The 15,752-nt window shown below is 66.2% G+C and carries 16 protein-coding genes; 15 read left to right on the top strand and 1 reads right to left on the bottom strand.

Translation table 11 applies throughout. From position 1 onward, the window contains the following. Positions 1–35 precede the first annotated feature (35 nt). The 15 genes from DAT35_RS59395 to DAT35_RS35945 all read left to right on the top strand — a co-directional run bounded on the left by DAT35_RS59395 (position 36) and on the right by DAT35_RS35945 (position 14,357). Complete coding sequence (locus tag DAT35_RS59395) at positions 36–266, top strand: hypothetical protein (protein ID WP_108073787.1); 231 nt, start codon at positions 36–38, stop codon at positions 264–266. After that, positions 263–721 (top strand): hypothetical protein, encoded by a 459-nt coding sequence (locus DAT35_RS59390; RefSeq protein ID WP_158502052.1) that lies wholly within the window; start codon positions 263–265, stop codon positions 719–721. The genes DAT35_RS59395 and DAT35_RS59390 overlap by 4 nt, the downstream gene beginning before the upstream one ends. A gap of 92 nt (positions 722–813) precedes the next feature. Continuing rightward, positions 814–1,260 carry an SRPBCC family protein gene (locus DAT35_RS59385; RefSeq protein ID WP_158502051.1) on the top strand — a complete coding sequence of 149 codons (447 nt, stop codon included), beginning with the start codon at positions 814–816 and terminating at the stop codon, positions 1,258–1,260. 30 nt (positions 1,261–1,290) lie between these two features. Then, positions 1,291–2,451: an alpha/beta fold hydrolase gene (locus tag DAT35_RS36000; protein WP_108073786.1), complete on the top strand. Its 1,161-nt coding sequence runs from the start codon at positions 1,291–1,293 to the stop codon at positions 2,449–2,451. Positions 2,452–2,494: 43 nt separating this feature from the next. Next, positions 2,495–3,358 (top strand): cyclase family protein, encoded by an 864-nt coding sequence (locus tag DAT35_RS35995; protein WP_108073935.1) that lies wholly within the window; start codon positions 2,495–2,497, stop codon positions 3,356–3,358. A gap of 28 nt (positions 3,359–3,386) precedes the next feature. After that, the gene (locus DAT35_RS35990) at positions 3,387–4,337 is read left to right on the top strand and encodes an SRPBCC family protein (RefSeq protein ID WP_158502050.1); all 951 of its coding nucleotides are present in this window, start codon (positions 3,387–3,389) and stop codon (positions 4,335–4,337) included. Between the two features lie 42 nt (positions 4,338–4,379). After that, entirely contained in the window at positions 4,380–5,171 is a 792-nt protein-coding gene (locus tag DAT35_RS35985) for an SDR family oxidoreductase (RefSeq protein WP_108073784.1), read from the top strand. A 28-nt stretch (positions 5,172–5,199) separates the two neighbouring features. Further along, positions 5,200–6,495 carry a beta-ketoacyl synthase gene (locus DAT35_RS35980; protein WP_199243092.1) on the top strand — a complete coding sequence of 432 codons (1,296 nt, stop codon included), beginning with the start codon at positions 5,200–5,202 and terminating at the stop codon, positions 6,493–6,495. Further along, a complete protein-coding gene (locus tag DAT35_RS35975) occupies positions 6,492–7,739 on the top strand; it encodes a beta-ketoacyl synthase (protein WP_108073782.1) in 1,248 nt (415 codons plus the stop codon). The genes DAT35_RS35980 and DAT35_RS35975 overlap by 4 nt, the downstream gene beginning before the upstream one ends. Positions 7,740–7,776: 37 nt before the next feature. Beyond that, on the top strand, positions 7,777–8,013 hold the full coding sequence (locus tag DAT35_RS35970; protein WP_108073781.1) for an acyl carrier protein: 237 nt from the start codon (positions 7,777–7,779) through the stop codon (positions 8,011–8,013). Between the two features lie 89 nt (positions 8,014–8,102). Next, positions 8,103–8,567 (top strand): holo-ACP synthase, encoded by a 465-nt coding sequence (locus tag DAT35_RS35965; RefSeq protein ID WP_108073780.1) that lies wholly within the window; start codon positions 8,103–8,105, stop codon positions 8,565–8,567. A gap of 47 nt (positions 8,568–8,614) precedes the next feature. Further along, complete coding sequence (gene asnB / locus DAT35_RS35960; protein WP_108073779.1) at positions 8,615–10,555, top strand: asparagine synthase (glutamine-hydrolyzing); 1,941 nt, start codon at positions 8,615–8,617, stop codon at positions 10,553–10,555. A gap of 8 nt (positions 10,556–10,563) precedes the next feature. Next, complete coding sequence (locus tag DAT35_RS35955) at positions 10,564–11,898, top strand: hypothetical protein (RefSeq protein WP_158502049.1); 1,335 nt, start codon at positions 10,564–10,566, stop codon at positions 11,896–11,898. A gap of 32 nt (positions 11,899–11,930) precedes the next feature. Continuing rightward, on the top strand, positions 11,931–13,517 hold the full coding sequence (locus DAT35_RS35950) for an NAD(P)/FAD-dependent oxidoreductase (RefSeq protein ID WP_108073777.1): 1,587 nt from the start codon (positions 11,931–11,933) through the stop codon (positions 13,515–13,517). 36 nt (positions 13,518–13,553) lie between these two features. Beyond that, on the top strand, positions 13,554–14,357 hold the full coding sequence (locus DAT35_RS35945; protein WP_108073776.1) for an SDR family NAD(P)-dependent oxidoreductase: 804 nt from the start codon (positions 13,554–13,556) through the stop codon (positions 14,355–14,357). A gap of 13 nt (positions 14,358–14,370) precedes the next feature. Here DAT35_RS35945 and DAT35_RS35940 read toward each other — a convergent pair whose 3' ends face one another. After that, complete coding sequence (locus tag DAT35_RS35940) at positions 14,371–15,726, bottom strand: Caspase domain-containing protein (protein WP_233261926.1); 1,356 nt, start codon at positions 15,724–15,726, stop codon at positions 14,371–14,373. Positions 15,727–15,752: the final 26 nt, after the last annotated feature.

The following is a 15,752-nucleotide window of genomic DNA, read 5'->3' as shown; positions in this document are numbered from 1 at the left end:
CCTCCGGCCTGCACTCGAATTGAGAGAGTTTCCTCGTGGAACTGCGCGCCAGAAACGATACCAGCACTTCTGGGAAGGATGCCGTCCGTGGCTTCATCCTTCATCTGAAGGACAACGGATACACCGCGTACCAGATCATCGCCGTCGCGAACCAGATCCTGGATATCGCCATCCATGATCTCAAGCGGCAGCCCTCCCCGGCTACCGACCTCGAGAACGGCGGTCCCTCGCAAGCACCAGGGCACATGGGAGCCTCCCATCCATGAAGAACCTCATGCACGCCATCCTCGGCACGACCGCGCTCCTCCTCATCCTGAGCTTCTTCACCACGTCCATCCTCGTCGAGCTCTCTGGCAGGACGGACTGGATCCTCGGGGCCAAGAGATACATCGCCTACGCGCTGATCTTCGCGATTCCCTGCATGATATCGACCGCGGGCATGGGGCGCTCGCTGGCCGCCAACCGCCAGAGCCCCCTCATCCAGAAGAAGCAGGCCCGGATGCGGTTCATCGCGGCCAACGGGATGCTGGTGCTCACCCCGCTGGCCATCATCCTCTACCAGTTGGCCCTCCGCGGCTCCTTCGGCCCCCTGTTCACCGTGCTCCAGCTCGTGGAGATCCTCGCGGGCGCCACCAACATCTACCTGCTCACCTTGATGATGCGGGATGGCTTCAACCTGAGCGGCAGGTTCGCCCGTCGCCAGGTCCCCAAGACCGAGTAACCCAGCTCCAGCAGTTCCCTCCGTCCCACCTCCCACACCTCTCCTCATCGCCGCCGCCCGGCGAACAGGGAGAGCCATGCCCGGAGTCCACCATGGAAACCTCCGTCACGAACGAGATCGTCATCAACAAGTCCCCGGACATCGTCTATCGCTGCTGCACGCAGGTGGAGTCCTGGCCGGGAGTCTTCCCCACCTGTCTGGCCGTGCGGCAGAACGCGCTGAACGGAAACACGAGCGAAGTCGTCATGGAGATGACGGTTCGCAACACCTTCGGCACCCACACCATCCGCTCTCATCGCAAGTACACGCACGAGAACCAGCACATCCAGTTCAAGATGCTCACCGTGCCGCCCCAGTTCAACGGGATGCATGGCACCTGGAGCGTCGAGCCCTGTGCGCAGGGCGCCAGGCTGGTGGTCATCCACACCTTCGAGCCGGCGCAGTCCACCGCGGAGTCTCGCGATGAGTTGGGACGGACCGTCTACGCCAACACCCATCAGGTGCTCACGCACCTCAAGGCCTGGGCCGAGCGCATCTAACCCCCCTTCCTCACATTCAGGAGCACACACATGCAAACCCTGGCGAAAGACCCTGGCCAATCCGTATCGAACGAGCTCCCGCTGACCCGGAGTCTGCCGGTGGAGGCCTTCCACGCGTGGGAGGCGTTCTTCACGCGTCTCGTCTTCGCCGGACTGGACTGGGGAGACATCACCATCGCCCTGGAGGGTTTCCAGGCCCGGTCCACGGGAGGAGTCGATTGGCGAGACTGGCATGACCGCTGGCTGAAGCTCGGGCAGGACTACGAGCAGTCCGCGGAGAAGGCCCTGGCGGCGGGCCATCACCTCACGGCGCGGCAGTGGCTGCTCAAGGCGGCGGCCTGCGGCCACTTCGCGGAGTTCATGTACTTCGACAACGCGCCGCTCAAGCACGAGACGCGCATGTGGGTCACCCGCGTCTTCCACCGCGCCATCCCCGCCCTGGAGTACCCCACGGAGCGCTTCACCGTGGCGTACAAGGGGCTCTCGCTGCCGGCCTACTTCATGCGTCCGGCCACCCCGGGCCCCCACCCCTGCGTCCTCCTCGTCAATGGTCTGGACTCGGCCAAGGAGGTGGAGCTGTATGTGTTCGCCCAGTCCTTCCTGGCGCGAGGCATGGCGGTGATGCTCTTCGACGGCCCCGGCCAGGGCGAGTTCATCGGAGTGGAGCCCCTGCGCCCCGACTTCGAGGACGTCGTGGGGACCGTGCTGCAACAGTTGCGCGGCAACAGCAACGTGGATCCGAACCGGATTGGCATCTTCGGGGTGAGCTATGGCGGCTACCTGGCCACCCGGGCGGCCGCCTTCCATCCCCGGGACATCAAGGCCTGCGTCAACCTGGCCGGTACCTTCGACCTCGACAACTACCTGAGCATCAACCCACGGGTGCGCACGGACTTCCGCTTCGTCTTCAAGAAACCCAACGACGAGGAGATGAGCCGTCTGGCCCGTGAGCGCCTGAACCTGAACGACGCCCCCGCCCTCACCGCCCCGCTGCTGTGCATCCATGGCGAGCAGGACAACGTCTTCCCCTACGCCTCCTGCAAGCGTTTCATGGACTGGGCCCGGGGTGAGCGCGAGCTCATCGCCTATCCCCGTGAACGGCATGTGAGCACCAATTACTTCGCGGACTTCATCCCGCGCTTCGGCGACTGGATGGCCGTGAAGCTCGGTGCGGTCCCCCAGCGGCGCTGAGGACGAGGACCCCTCTCACGCGCAGCCCCTCGAGCCACCCATCATGCCTCCCCAGACCTCGCAGACTTCCGCTGCAAGCTCCGCGCAGCAGATCATCGATCTGAGCGTCCCGGTGGACCCAAACCACTGGGAGCCAGACCCCATCAAGTTCCGGTACATCGATCACCGCCGGGGTGCCGACCTGCTCGGAAAGGCGCTCATCCACGCGGCCCGTGGCTCCTGGCTGGCCATGGCCCGCGAGTGGCTCAAGCACCACCTCGGCAAGGGGCTCGACCACCGCAACTTCCCGGACGGCAAGGGTCTGTCGTTGATGCATTACGACCTGACGACCCATACGGGAACCCACATGGACGCGCCGTTCCACTACGGCGACAAGAACGGCCGGGGGGAGCGGGCCCGCACCATCTGCGAGGTCCCCCTGGAGTGGTGCTTCCACGATGGGGTGGTCCTGGATGTCCGCGGGTCGGCGGAGCAGGGTCCCGTCACCCAGCAGGAGGTGGTCGCCGCGCTCGAGCGGATCGACTACCGGCTCAAGCCCTTCGACGTGGTGCTGCTGTACACCGGCGGAGATGCCCATCTGGGCAAGCGCGAGTACTTCACCCACTTCCGGGGTGTCACTCGCGCCGCGACGGCCTGGCTCGTCGAGCAGGGCATCCGGGTGATTGGCATCGACAGCTTCGGCTTCGACGCGCCCTTCCCCCGGATGATCAAAGCCTACATGCGCACCCGGGATCCGGCGGAGCTGTGGCCCGCTCATCTGTTCGGCCGGGAGCACGAGTACTGCCAGCTCGAGCGGCTGGGAAACCTCGGGGACATCCGCCAGCCCCATGGATTCAAGGTGGCGTGCTTCCCGGTGAAGTTGGCGCGAGCCGACGCGGCCTGGTGCCGCGTGGTGGCGATTGTCTGACACAGAAAAGGAGACACGAATGCATCTCATGGAACACCATATCGAGATCGACGCCGACGTCGAGGCGGCCTACAAGCTCTGCCTCGAGGTCGAGCGCTGGCCCCAGATCTTCCCGCCCTGCAAGGCCGCCAAGGTCCTCGAGCAGGACGCGCGCTCCCAGCTCATCGAGCTCACCGCGTTGGCCAATGGCCAGCCGATGACCTGGCGCTCGCGGCGGGAGCTCTTTCCCGAGGCGCGCGTCATCACCTTCCGGCAGGTCAAACCCTCACCCCTGCTGAGCTGGATGGAAGGCGTGTGGCACTTCTTCCCGCTGCGCAAGGGCACCCTGGTGGTGCTGGAGCACCGCTTCGACATCAAGGAGCAGCTCGACGCCAACCACGGCATCCAGGGGGTCTCCACCCCGCAGCAGGCCCTGGAGTTCATGACGCGCTCGGTGGACACCAACAGCCAGCGGGAGCTGTCCGCCATCAAGGAATACCTCGAGCGCGAGGCCACCCCGAGCCCCGCCACGGCGTGGCGCCGGCAGTTCGAGGAGCAGCTGGTCATCGCCGCCCGGCCCGAGGCCATCTTCGAGCTCTTGAAGCGGGCCGACGAGTGGCCCCGGCTCCTGCCCCACTGCCACTCCGTGGAGATGGTCTACGACGACGGGCACAACCAGGAGTTCATCATGACGGTGTCCGTCCAGGCCGGCCTGGAGCGCATCCGCACCGTCCGCCACTGCAACCCCTCCACCTGTGTCTCCTACTTCCAGTCCGAGCCCCCTCCCCTCCTGAGAATCCACACCGGGGAGTGGCTGCTGGAGCCGGTCCCCGGCGGGGTGCGCGTCATCTCCCGCCACCTGGTCGAGCTCAAGCCCGACAAGGTGAAACAGTTCTGGGGGGACCTGCGCCCGGAGGAGGCGCTCGACCGCGTCGAGAAGGCCATCAACGCCAACAGCCGCGGAACCATGCAGGCCATCCAGAAACGGCTGGCGGTCTGACATCCGTCCACACGCACATCACACCCGAGAAGAGGAAAACCCATGCAACAGGTGGCCAGGAACGACAACGGCAAACGGAAGCGGGCCCTGGTGACAGGGGCGGGCCGCGGCATCGGCAGGGCGGTGGCCCTGCGGCTGGCGAAAGATGGATTCGACGTGGCTCTCACGGCACGCACGCGTGAGCAGCTCGAGGAGGTGGCCGCGGAGATCCGCAAGCTCGGCACCCAGGCGGTCATCGCCCAGTGTGACGTGCGCTCGCCGGACTCCATCTACTCGATGGTGAATGACGTCATCTCCACCCTCGGTGGCCTCGAGGTGCTCGTCAACAACGCGGGCCGCAGCGGCGGCGGCACCACCGTCGACGTGGAGGACACCCTCTGGCGGGAGGTCATCGAGACCAACCTGAACAGCGTCTTCTACACCACCAAGGCGGTGCTCAAGGCCAGTCCCCCCCTCGAGAGCATCATCAACATCGCCTCGACGGGCGGCAAGCAGGGCGTCCTCCATGGCGCGCCCTACAGCGCCTCCAAGCACGGCGTGGTGGGCTTCACCAAGTCCCTGGGTCTGGAGCTCGCGAGCAAGGGCATCACGGTCAACGCGGTGTGTCCGGGGTTCGTGGAGACCGGGATGGCCGAGAAGGTCCGGGGCAACTACGCGCGCATCTGGGGCGTGCCTGTGGAAGAGGCCAAGAAGCGCATCGAGCAGCGCGTCCCCATCGGGCGCTACATCACGCCCGAGGAGGTGGCCGACATGGTGGCCTACCTCGCCTCGGACCATGCCAGGGGCGTCACCGCGCAGGCCATCAACATCTGCGGGGGTCTGGGTAACTACTAGCAACTCACCATCCGGGAGCGGCAGCAACGTGAAAACACATATCAACAGAGAACGACGTGTCGTCGTGACCGGGATGGGCATCGTCGCCCCGAACGGGATCGGCTTGAAGGACTTCTGGAACAACACGCTGGAGGGCAGGTCCGGCATCTTCGAGGTGGACCGGTTCCCGCTCGATGGACTGAAGTCCAGGATCGCCGGGCTGGTGAAGGACTTCCGTCCGCGAGAGCTCGGACTGAGGGAGGAGCAGATCCGCCGGCTGGACCGCTATGCCCAGTTCGCCCTGGCGGCGGCGCGCATGGCCACGGGAGATGCCCGGCTCGACCTCCAGAACCTGGACCACGAGCGGATGGGCGTGTGCGTGGCCAACGCCATCTGCGGCACCCGGTTCATGGAGGAGGAGTTCCTGGCGCTCACGGAGCGGGGCACCGCGCCCCTGGACGGAGCGTGGGCCCAGCGCTGGCTCTACCAGGGCGCCACCTTCAACGTGGCCTCGGCGGAGCTGGCCCATGAGTACAAGGCCCTCGGGCCCTGCTTCACCCTGAGCACCGGCTGCACCGCCGGGTTGGATGCCATCGGGTTCTCCCTGGACCGCATCCGCTCGAACGAGGCGGATGTGATGATCTGCGGTGCGTCCGAGGCGCCCATCACCCCCATCGCCATGGGAGCCTTCGACGTCGTCGGCGCGCTCTCCAGCAAGCGCAACCACGTCCCGCACCAGGCGTCGCGCCCCTTCGAGGCGGACCGCGACGGCTTCGTGCTCGGCGAGGGCGCCGGCATCCTCGTCCTCGAGGAACGCCAGCACGCGCTGCGGCGCAACGCCACCATCTACGCCGAGGTGCGTGGGTTTGGCTCCTGCAACAACGCCTTCCACATGACGGACCTGCCACCGGACGGCCACGACCTGGCACGGGCCCTGCGGGCCGCCATCGAGGACGCTCGGATCCTCCCGCAGGAGATCAGCTATGTCTCCGCGCACGGCAGCTCCACCCGCCAGAACGACGTCAACGAGACGACGGCGCTCAAGGAGGTGCTCGGCAGGCACGCGTATGACATCCACGTGAGCTCGCTGAAGTCCATGGTGGGCCACCCCCTGGCCGCGGCCAACGTCCTCGAGAGCATCTCGGCCCTGCTCGCCCTGCACACCGGGAAGCTCCCGCCGACGATCAACTACGACACGCCCGACCCGGCCTGCGATCTCCACTACGTCCCCAACCGAAGCATCCAGCGGAAACTCGACGTCATTCTCAAGGAGGCCAGCGGTTTCTCTGGCATCCACAGCGCATTGGTTTTCTCGAAGCCAGACTACGTGGGAGGTCTGCGATGAGCCGCCGTGTCGTCATCACTGGCCTTGGAATGATCACCCCTGGCGGGATTGGCAAACAAAACGCCTGGGGCAGTGTCCTCTCCGCCAAGCAGAGCATCCGCCCCATCACCGGCAACCCGCTGGCCGAGCGCTCCGGCTGGCAGGGAGGCACGCTGGAAGGCTTCAGCCCCGGCGACTTCATGCCCATGCGGTTGGCCCGCAAGCTCGACCCCTACACCCAGTACTCGGTGGCGGCGTCACGGCTCGCGCTGGAGGATGGCTCGGTCAACCTACAGACGGTCAACCGGCAGCGCTTCGGCGTTTTCGTGGGCAACTGCCTCGGGGGTTGGGATTTCACCGACCGGGAACTGCGCAAGCTGCATACCCAGGGCTACAAGGAGCTCAGCCCCTTCCAGGCGACCGCCTGGTTCCCGGCCGCTCCCCAGGGGCAGATCTCCATCCTGTTCGAGCTCCGGGGGCACAGCAAAACGCTGGTGTGCGATCGCGCCAGCGGACTGGTGAGCATCGGCTATGCGGCGCGCACGATCGCCGAGGGCTCCGCGGACATCATCCTGGCGGGTGGAGCGGAGGCCCCTCTCACTCCCTTCGCCTACCTGGCCTGCGTGACGGAGGGCGTGGTCGCCGAGGGTTACGACTCCAGCGCGACCCGGGCCTACCGCCCGTTCGACGTGTCGCGCCAGGGTCTGCTGCCAGGTGAAGGCTCCGTCTTCCTGCTGTTGGAGGAGCGGGAGCATGCCTTGCAGCGCGGCGCCCATGTCTACGCGGAGATCGATGGCTTCAGCCTGTCGAGCGACGCGTGCCACCCGGCCACGCTCCCCCCGGAGGAGGGAGGCTTGTCGCGTGCCATGATCGGCGCCTTGAGGGACGCCGAGCTCGGACCGAAGGACATCCACCTCTTGCTCGCGGACGGTCTCGCCACCCGGGAAGGAGACCAGCAGGAGGCCACCGCCATCCAGAAGGTGTTCGGCAACCTCCGCCAGCGCCTGCCGGTGACGGCTCCCAAGTCCATGACCGGACACCTGTACGGGGCCGCCGGGGCGCTCGACACGGCCTGGGGGGCCCTGGCCCTCGAGCACCGCCAGCTCCCGCCGACGACCGGTCTGAAGCAGCAGGATCCCACCCTGGGGCTGTCCGTGGTGACCCAGGCCACGCCCGTCAGCCAGCTGGACGCCGTCATGATCAACGCGCGTGGCTCTGGCGGCATGAACGCCTCCCTCATCATCCGCCGCGACCTGGGCAAGTAGCGAAAGACAAACACATCCACACATCGAGGACACTCCCATGCCGCAAGAAGTCGAATCGAAGGTCAACAAGATCCTGTCCAACCTGCTCGAGCGGAAGCTCGAGGAGCTCAACGCCAGGATCTCCCTCAAGGAAGATCTGGATGTGGACTCGACCGAGATGGTCGAGATCTGCAGCGCCCTGGAGAAGGCTTTCGGCGTGGAGATCGACGACTCGGTCGAGAAGAAGCTGAAGACCGTCGGAGACATCTACACGCTCCTGGAGAAGACGCCGTAGCGCGGTTCGAGCGGTTCGGTTCATGCACACCCGGGGGAGGCCCTCCCCCGGGTTCCCATCTCGAGAGACGACATCGGAGCGGATTCATCATGGTCATCGGCATCGGAGTCGATCTGTGTGACATCAGGCGCCTCACCAAGGCATTGCGAAGGAATGACGGGCGATTCGAGGAGCGCGTCTTCACCGAAGGGGAGCGGACGTACTGCCGCAGCCGTAAACAGCCGGGGCAGCACTTCGCGGCGCGCTTCGCGGCGAAGGAGGCGGTGATCAAGGCGCTCGGAGCTCCCGACGGACTACGCTGGCACGAGATGGAGGTGCTCAGCTCCTCGGATGGAAAGCCCGAGCTCCATCTGTCTGGAACCACGCGGCAGATCTCTCAACAGCTCGGAATCCAGCGTTTCAAACTGAGCTTGAGCCACAGCGGAGGGTTCGCCGTGGCCATGGTCGTCGCCGAGGGCCCCAGCCCCATGGAGCACTCGATGTCGAAGCTCCACTCGAGCTCCGATGCGTTGCTGACCGAGGAGAGCGCGCTGGTGGAGTCGCTCTCCTTCTGAGTCTTTCATCACTGTTCCCATCCCCTACGCGAACCTGGAGCGGATGTATGTGTGGATTCCTGGCCTTGTTGTCGAAGGAAGAACCCATTTCCCCCGACGTGCTGGCTGGAGCCACCCGGATCCTCCGCCATCGCGGTCCCGACGCACAGCGGTACTGGCTCCGAAGTGACGGCCGCGTCGGGCTGGGGCATGCGCGGCTCGGCATCATCGACCTGCACTCCGGGGACCAGCCCCTCACCAACGAGGACGAGTCCCTGCGTGTGGTCGTCAACGGCGAGTTCTACGACTTCCAGCGCATCCGGCGCGAGCTGGAGGAGCGCGGGCACCGGTTCCGCACCGGCTCCGATAGCGAGATCGTCCTCCACCTGTACGAGGAATACGGCCCGCAGTGCCTCCACCACCTGCGGGGCGAGTTCGCGCTGGCCCTCTGGGACGAGCGCAACCGCCTGCTCTTCGTCGCGCGGGACCGCTTCGGTATCAAGCCGCTCTTCTACGCGCGGCATGGCGGGAACCTGTACTTCGCCTCGGAGGCCAAGGCGCTGTTCGCCGCCGGCGTACCGGCCCGGTGGGATCTCGAGTCTGTCTTCCAGTTCCACCACCTGCTCAACCCGCTCCAAGACAGGACTCTCTTCGAGGGCGTCCACCAGATTCCGCCAGGGCACTACGCACTGGTGACCGAGGGCCAGTTCCAGCTCTTGAAGTACTGGGACTTCGACTATCCGCCCGAGAAGGGGCATCTCATCCCCCAGGAGGCGAAGTCCTACGCCGAGCGGTTCCAGGTGGCGCTCGAAGAGGCCATCCGGCTCCGGCTCCACGCGGACGTGCCGGTGGGCATCTACCTGAGCGGCGGGTTGGACTCGTGCGCCGTCCTGGGCCTGGCCCAGCGGATGCGCAGCACGCCCCTTCACGCCTTCACTCTCGGATTCGATCGCCCCGAGTATGACGAGTCCGCCATCGCCGAGGAGATGGCAAAGCGGGCCGGGGCGCACTTCACACCCATCCCCGTGCGCCAGGAGGATCTCGCCGACCACTTCGCGGATGCCGTCTGGCACGGAGAGTCCTTCTTCATCAATGCCAACAGCGTCGCCAAGTTCCTGCTCAGCCGCGCCGTTCGGAACGCGGGCTACAAGGTCGTCCTCACGGGCGAGGGCTCCGACGAGGTGCTCGCCGGTTACCCGCACTTCCGCCGGGACATGCTGCTCTACGACAAGCGGGGGCAGGAGCCCGAGGCCATCCAGCGCATCCTGGAGGATCTCCAGGCCTCGAACCAGGTCTCGCGAGGCACCCTGCTCCCCGACGCGAACACCCCCGCGAACACCAGCATCTCCCAGGTGCTCGGCTTCGTCCCTTCGTTCCTCGCGAGCTTCTCCAACATCGCGGTCCATGGCCACGCACTCTTCTCCGAGGAGTTCGCGGCGCGCTTCGCCGGCCGGGACGCCTACCGCCTGTTCCTCGGAGGGCTCGATGTGCGCGGACAGCTCGCCGGACGCGCACCCGTCAACCAGTCGCTCTACCTCTGGGCCAAGTGCGGCCTGCCCAACTACGTCTTGAGCCAACTGGGAGACCGGATGGAGATGGCCCACTCCATCGAGGGGCGGTTGCCATTCCTCGACCATCCCCTGGTGGAGTTGGTGCGGACGTGCCCCATCGCGCAGAAGATCCGCGGCATGACGGAGAAGTACGTGCTGCGAGAGGCGGCACGACCGGTGCTGACGGACACGGTCTACCGCCGGCAGAAGCACCCATTCATGGCCCCCCCGTCGACCCTCGTACCGCGAAGCCGGTTGTATGAGCTGGTGCAGGACACGCTGCGTGGCCCCACCTTTCGAACCCTGCCCTTCTACGAGCCCCAGAAGGTGCTCGCCCTGCTGGACCGGCTGCCCGGAATGGAGCTGCCTCTCCGTAACGCGATGGACCCACTCCTCATGGCCGCTCTCAGCGCGTGCGTCCTCCAGGAGCGGTTTGGCCTCCACTCCCCAAAGGCATGACCATGACCATGAAGCAGAGCATTCCCTCGTCGCTCCTCGTCTGGGATGTGGCGCAATCGGCGCCGGAGTTGTGGAACCACCTGCTCGAAAGGGAGCCATGGGTGGCCAGCGAGCTGGAGGGCTTGCGGCGGGAGATTCCCATCCCCCCCACCAACAACGCCTTCGAAACAAAGAAGCTCTTCCGCCCTTCGGGACACTTCCGGGCCTTCTACCTGCACGGTCCTGGAGACAGTGTGCTGGCCATCAAGGGAGGGGATCTGCGGTGCGAGGATCAGCAGAGCTTCCTCCATGTCATGCATGAGAGGCCCTTCGAGCGCCACCAGCGGTACTCGGTGTTGAATGCGCTGGAGTATTTCCTCATCCAGGAGCGCAAGATTCCGGGCGCGCTGACGTTCTCGGAGGCGCTCACCGAGGCCCAGCGGGCCGCGGAGGTCCAGAGCGGCTTCCTGAGGAGGTTCGGCGAGCTGGGCGGACTGCCCGTGCCGCTGCTGGTGGTTCGCTGGCCCCCTGAGGTGGTCGCGGATTTCCGTGCGCGCCTCCTGCCGCTCCTGTCTGGCTTCTCCCTGGAGATCGCCGAGAGCGAGCTGGAGGGAGGGCTGGCGTGCTACATCTACTGGTTCCCCAAGGCCCCCTTCCCCCGCGTGAGCCACTTCGCCGGGGCGCTGGCCATGAAGAGCAGCCAGAGCAGCAACGCGGGCTACCAGCAGAATACCCGGCTCGTCTACGACACCCTCCAACACGAGGTGGATCCCGAGCAGGTCATGAATTCGTGGTTGACGCTGGTCGCGAAGCTGCTGCTGCTCGGGTACTTCCCGAGTGACGCCCAGCACTTCAAGAACGGTCAATGCATCGAGCCGCAGAACGTGCTCGTCAATGGTTCCTTCGCGGACGTGGACTCCGTCATCCCCATGCGGAGTCTGAACGGTGACCGGGAGTTCTACATCAACTTCCTGGTCATGCTGAACCTGCTGGTCAACACCGTGCGCGTCTTCCTCCTCGCCGAGAACAACGGAGCGACGTCCCTCCCCAGCCCCTTCCCGCCCCAGTACCAGCGGCCAGACTTCATGGAGATGTTGCTCGTCATCCATGTCTGGGAACGGCTGAAGTCCCACCTCCTTGAGCTCCGACAGGCATTCCCCGTCACCCTGGACCCACGGCTCGAGGAGATGGTGTCCAGCCACCTCTCCTTCCAGGTGCTCTTCAACAAGATCCTCTTCGCCATCTACTACGCGGGACCGCAGCTCCCCGAGAGCGTCCGGCCCATGTTGGGCATCACCGCCGCATATGATCACCTGGGGCCCGCGAACGGCGCGTCCGCGCGCAAAGCGGAGCTGGCGGGTTGAGCACGCCGTCGACCCGGCCGGGAAAAAACTCCATGAAAAACCATTCCTACGATGTGATTGTCATTGGCGCGGGCCACAACGGCATGACCACCGCCGCCTATATGGCGAAGGCGGGGCTCGACGTCTGTGTTCTCGAGAAGAGCGGCGGGCTCGGCGGCGGCTGCGTGACTCGCGAGTTGTGCGGCCCCGGGTTCAAGTCGGACCCGGCCTCCACCTGCCACATCACCATCCAGGCCAATCCGCTCCTCCTCCACGACGAGCTCGGACTGATCTCCAGGTACGGGCTCAAATACCACCATCCGGAGATCCTCTACTCGGTCATCTTCCCCGACGACAGCTCCTTCATCTGCTACCGCGACATCGATCGCACCTGTGCCTCGATCGCCGAGCGGTTCTCGGCGCGCGACGCCGATGCCTACAAGCGCTTCTGCGGATGGGCCGCCGCGGGACTGGAGATGATGTTGCCCACGATGTTCTCCGCCTGTCCCCCCACCGGGCAGCTCTTCTCGATGCTCGACCAGAGTGACGCCGGACGGGAGACGATGCACGCGTTGCTGCTGAGCGGGATGCAACTGCTCGACGAGTGGTTCGAGGATGATCGGCTGAAGATCGCCATGGCGCGCCAGGCCAGCGAGGTCATCTTCGATCCGCACGAGGTGGGCTCGGGGATGCACCTCTACATGCTCACCCCGTTCATCCACCGCTTCGGCATTGGCGTGCCCGAGGGAGGCAGCGGGGCGCTCGTCGACAAGCTGGAGGCATGTCTGCGCGCTCACGGGGCCACGTTGCGCACGCGCAGCGGTGTACGGCGGATCCTCGTGCAGGACGGGCGGACCACCGGTGTCGAGCTCGAGTCGGGCGAGACGATCACGGCGCGGCGGGCCGTGGTGTCCGCGGTCAACGTCAAGCAACTCTTCCTCCAGATGCTCGAGCCCGGGCACCTGCCCGCCGAGCTGCCCCACCGGGTGCGCCGCCTGAAGAGCAATCCCTTCCAGTCCTTCTGCCAGATCATGGCCCTCGACGAGGCGCCCCGCTACAAGGCCGGCGAGGAGGTCAACCGCTCCGGCATGGTCGAGTTCGCCCCCGCGACCCGCCGGGAGTTCCGCCGCTACTTCGATGATCTCCAGCGCGGACAGATACGGCCGGACGTGCCGGCCATGGTCACGCAGACGCTGTTCGATCCCACCCGTGCACCCCCCGGCAAGCACACCGGCTACCTGCACTGCTACGCGCCCTACCACATCGAGCAGGGAGCGGAGCGGTGGGACGACATCGAGAAGGAGGTGGCCAACGAGGTGCTCGGGCACCTGGAGCGGCACACCACCAACATGAATGCCTCGACCATCCTCCATCGGAAGATCATCAACCCGCGAGAGATCGAGCGCCGCAACGCCGCCTTCATCGAGGGAGAGGCGACCCACCTCGGCAACTATCTCTTCCAGTCGATGGCCATGCGGCCCCTCCCGGAATGGAGCCACTACCGCACGCCCGTCGGCGGGCTCTACATGACCGGCTCGAGCACCCACCCGGGCGGCAGCATCAGCGCGGGCAGCGGCCGAGCCGCGGCACAAATCCTCTGCCAGGACCTGGGCATCGACTTCGATCGCCTGGTGGCCTGAACGAACCCTCCCCCCAGCAAGGAAGCGAAGCGCTCCATGGATCTGGAACTCAAGGGCAAGCGAGCCCTCATCACCGGTAGCAGCATGGGCATTGGCGAGGAGATCGCCCGGACCCTGGCGGCCGAAGGGGTCATCGTGACCATCCACGGCCGCAACGCCGAACGCGTGAAGAGAATCACGCAATCCATCCACGACGCCGGGGGGAAGGCCGTCCCCCTCATCGCCGACCTCGAGCCATCAGGAGCGGGCTGGCGTGTCGCGCAGGAGGCCCGGGACAAGCTGGGCGGGGTGGACATCCTCGTCAACAACGCCCCCGGCTTCGCCATGCCCGGCTGGTTCACCCCTCCCCCCGAGGAATGGCAGCGGGCCTACCGGATCAACGTCGTGGCCGCGGTCGAGCTCATCCACGCGCTCGTTCCCGCGATGAGGGAGGCCCGCTTCGGGAGGATCATCCAGATCTCCAGCAACGTGTCGACCCGTCCGCTCGCGGACCTGGCCGCCTATGGAGCGTCCAAAGCGGCCATGAACCACCTGACCGCGAGCCTCGCGCTCGAGCTGGCGGATACGGGCGTCACCGTGAACACGGTCAGCCCGGGCCTCATCCAGACCGAGTCGATGCAATCCAACCTCTTCGCGATGGGAGTGCATCGCGGCTGGGGGACGACCTGGGAGCAGGTCAAGACCCACCTCGTGAAGGAGTACTTCCCGACGCCCCAGGGACGCATCGGCGAGCCGCGGGATGTGGCACGCGCCGTGGCGTTCCTGGCGAGCCCGCTGGCCAGCTACATCCACGGGGCAATGCTTCGCGTGGACGGAGGCAGCGCGCTGGCCGTGCCCTGAGGCTCGCCTCCGCTCACCGCGCCGTGGATTCAACCGCGGGGACGGTTTCTGGAGCCGGGAGCACGCCCGGGCGTGTGTTCCAGGAACCGCCCTCGCACTGGAGCAGGCGCTCGAGGACGGCGAGCGCTTGCGAGCCCCCCGACGCACGGACCTTCTGCTCCATGCCGATGTTGAGCAGCTCCATGCGCAGGCGCCAGACATCGGCCTCTTGCGTCTCCGTCTTCGGGGGCGAGGCCTCGACGTTCTCGAGCCAGGAGCGCCCGGCAACGTAGTGCAGCCTCCGCACGAGCGACTCCACGACGTAGCGCTGCTCCGGGCGCCCGGTCCGCGACACCTCGAGGATGGGAGTGGAGAGCAGGCGGCGCAGCTCCTTCATCCTCACGCGCCGCTGCAACCAGGCCTCCGACGTGGAGATGGGCAGGTCCGTCGTCTCACCATCCACCTTGGCGAACGCATGGGCCTCGGCGTAGCTCACCCGCCCGTCACCGTCATAGTCGGCCGAGGCCACGGCCATTCCCGTCCTGCTGACGCCCGCGAGCCCCGCGAAGAAGCTGGAGCTGTAGTCCCGGTAGTCCGCCTCATCCACCTCGGGGGTGCACCCGACGGACGGGCGGTACTCCACGGTGGCGAAGAAGCCACAGCGGGGCTGAGCCACCACGGGCCGCCGGGGATTGGCGTCCTGGTAGATGAAGTTGGCGAACGAGCCGGCGTAACACTGCGACATCATCGTGACGACGGGGGTGGTGCTCGGGAGCCGGCCCAGGAAGAGGCCGAAGGCGCGCACCGTCAGCGAGTCCGAGTCCCAGAGCGCCAGGTGGTTGTTGTTCAGGTTGCGGCCATTCATGCCGCCATGACCCGTGAAGTAGATGAAGACCGGCTGCTGGGGCGAGCCCCGGGCACTCTGCTCCACCCAGTCCAGGAAGTGCTCCAGGGTGGCAGCCCCCTTGAGGTGGGGGACCTCCGGGGCCTTGAACAGCACGCGCGAGCCCTCGCCGAGGTAGCGGACCGTGGCCTCGCCATCATTGCCATTGGCGAAGTAGACGGTGGCGGAAGAGGGGGCAAGCCCGAGTGTCTGAAGCGTTCGCTGGAAGAAGAGGACGTTCTTCTCCAGGGCGATCTCATTGCTGGAGCGCTCGCTGCCTCCGCCCAGCACCAGGAAGTTGGAGGCGCGCGGAGGGGCGGGAAGGGCTTGGATGGGAACGCTCGACTCGGCCTCCGCGACCTCCTCCTCTTCCTCCTCCTCGGGCCCGGAAGACGTCCATTCGTCGACATCTCCGCCGCCCTCGGAGACGGGAGCCCGCACACAGCCCAGCGCTCCCAGGCACAGCAGTACGGCCACGCCGCTCTTGCCCCTGAATCTCCGCGTCATACCCAGGGATTCTACCGCAAGACTTC

This window comes from Vitiosangium sp. GDMCC 1.1324, from assembly GCF_003044305.1.
GTDB lineage: Bacteria > Myxococcota > Myxococcia > Myxococcales > Myxococcaceae > Archangium.
The sequence above is the reverse complement of the archived record's forward strand: the minus strand, read 5'-3'. Positions and strand labels throughout refer to the sequence as shown.

Excerpts from the sequence above, each read along its gene's own strand:
- DAT35_RS59390 (WP_158502052.1), top strand. The coding sequence starts at position 263 with ATGAAGAACCTCATGCACGCCATCCTCGGCACGACCGCGCTCCTCCTC.
- DAT35_RS59385 (WP_158502051.1), top strand. The coding sequence starts at position 814 with ATGGAAACCTCCGTCACGAACGAGATCGTCATCAACAAGTCCCCGGAC.
- DAT35_RS36000 (WP_108073786.1), top strand. The coding sequence starts at position 1,291 with ATGCAAACCCTGGCGAAAGACCCTGGCCAATCCGTATCGAACGAGCTC.
- DAT35_RS35995 (WP_108073935.1), top strand. The coding sequence starts at position 2,495 with ATGCCTCCCCAGACCTCGCAGACTTCCGCTGCAAGCTCCGCGCAGCAG.
- DAT35_RS35990 (WP_158502050.1), top strand. The coding sequence starts at position 3,387 with ATGGAACACCATATCGAGATCGACGCCGACGTCGAGGCGGCCTACAAG.
- DAT35_RS35985 (WP_108073784.1), top strand. The coding sequence starts at position 4,380 with ATGCAACAGGTGGCCAGGAACGACAACGGCAAACGGAAGCGGGCCCTG.
- DAT35_RS35975 (WP_108073782.1), top strand. The coding sequence starts at position 6,492 with ATGAGCCGCCGTGTCGTCATCACTGGCCTTGGAATGATCACCCCTGGC.
- DAT35_RS35970 (WP_108073781.1), top strand. The coding sequence starts at position 7,777 with ATGCCGCAAGAAGTCGAATCGAAGGTCAACAAGATCCTGTCCAACCTG.
- DAT35_RS35965 (WP_108073780.1), top strand. The coding sequence starts at position 8,103 with ATGGTCATCGGCATCGGAGTCGATCTGTGTGACATCAGGCGCCTCACC.
- asnB (WP_108073779.1), top strand. The coding sequence starts at position 8,615 with ATGTGTGGATTCCTGGCCTTGTTGTCGAAGGAAGAACCCATTTCCCCC.
- DAT35_RS35955 (WP_158502049.1), top strand. The coding sequence starts at position 10,564 with ATGAAGCAGAGCATTCCCTCGTCGCTCCTCGTCTGGGATGTGGCGCAA.
- DAT35_RS35950 (WP_108073777.1), top strand. The coding sequence starts at position 11,931 with ATGAAAAACCATTCCTACGATGTGATTGTCATTGGCGCGGGCCACAAC.
- DAT35_RS35945 (WP_108073776.1), top strand. The coding sequence starts at position 13,554 with ATGGATCTGGAACTCAAGGGCAAGCGAGCCCTCATCACCGGTAGCAGC.
- DAT35_RS35940 (WP_233261926.1), bottom strand. The coding sequence starts at position 15,726 with ATGACGCGGAGATTCAGGGGCAAGAGCGGCGTGGCCGTACTGCTGTGC.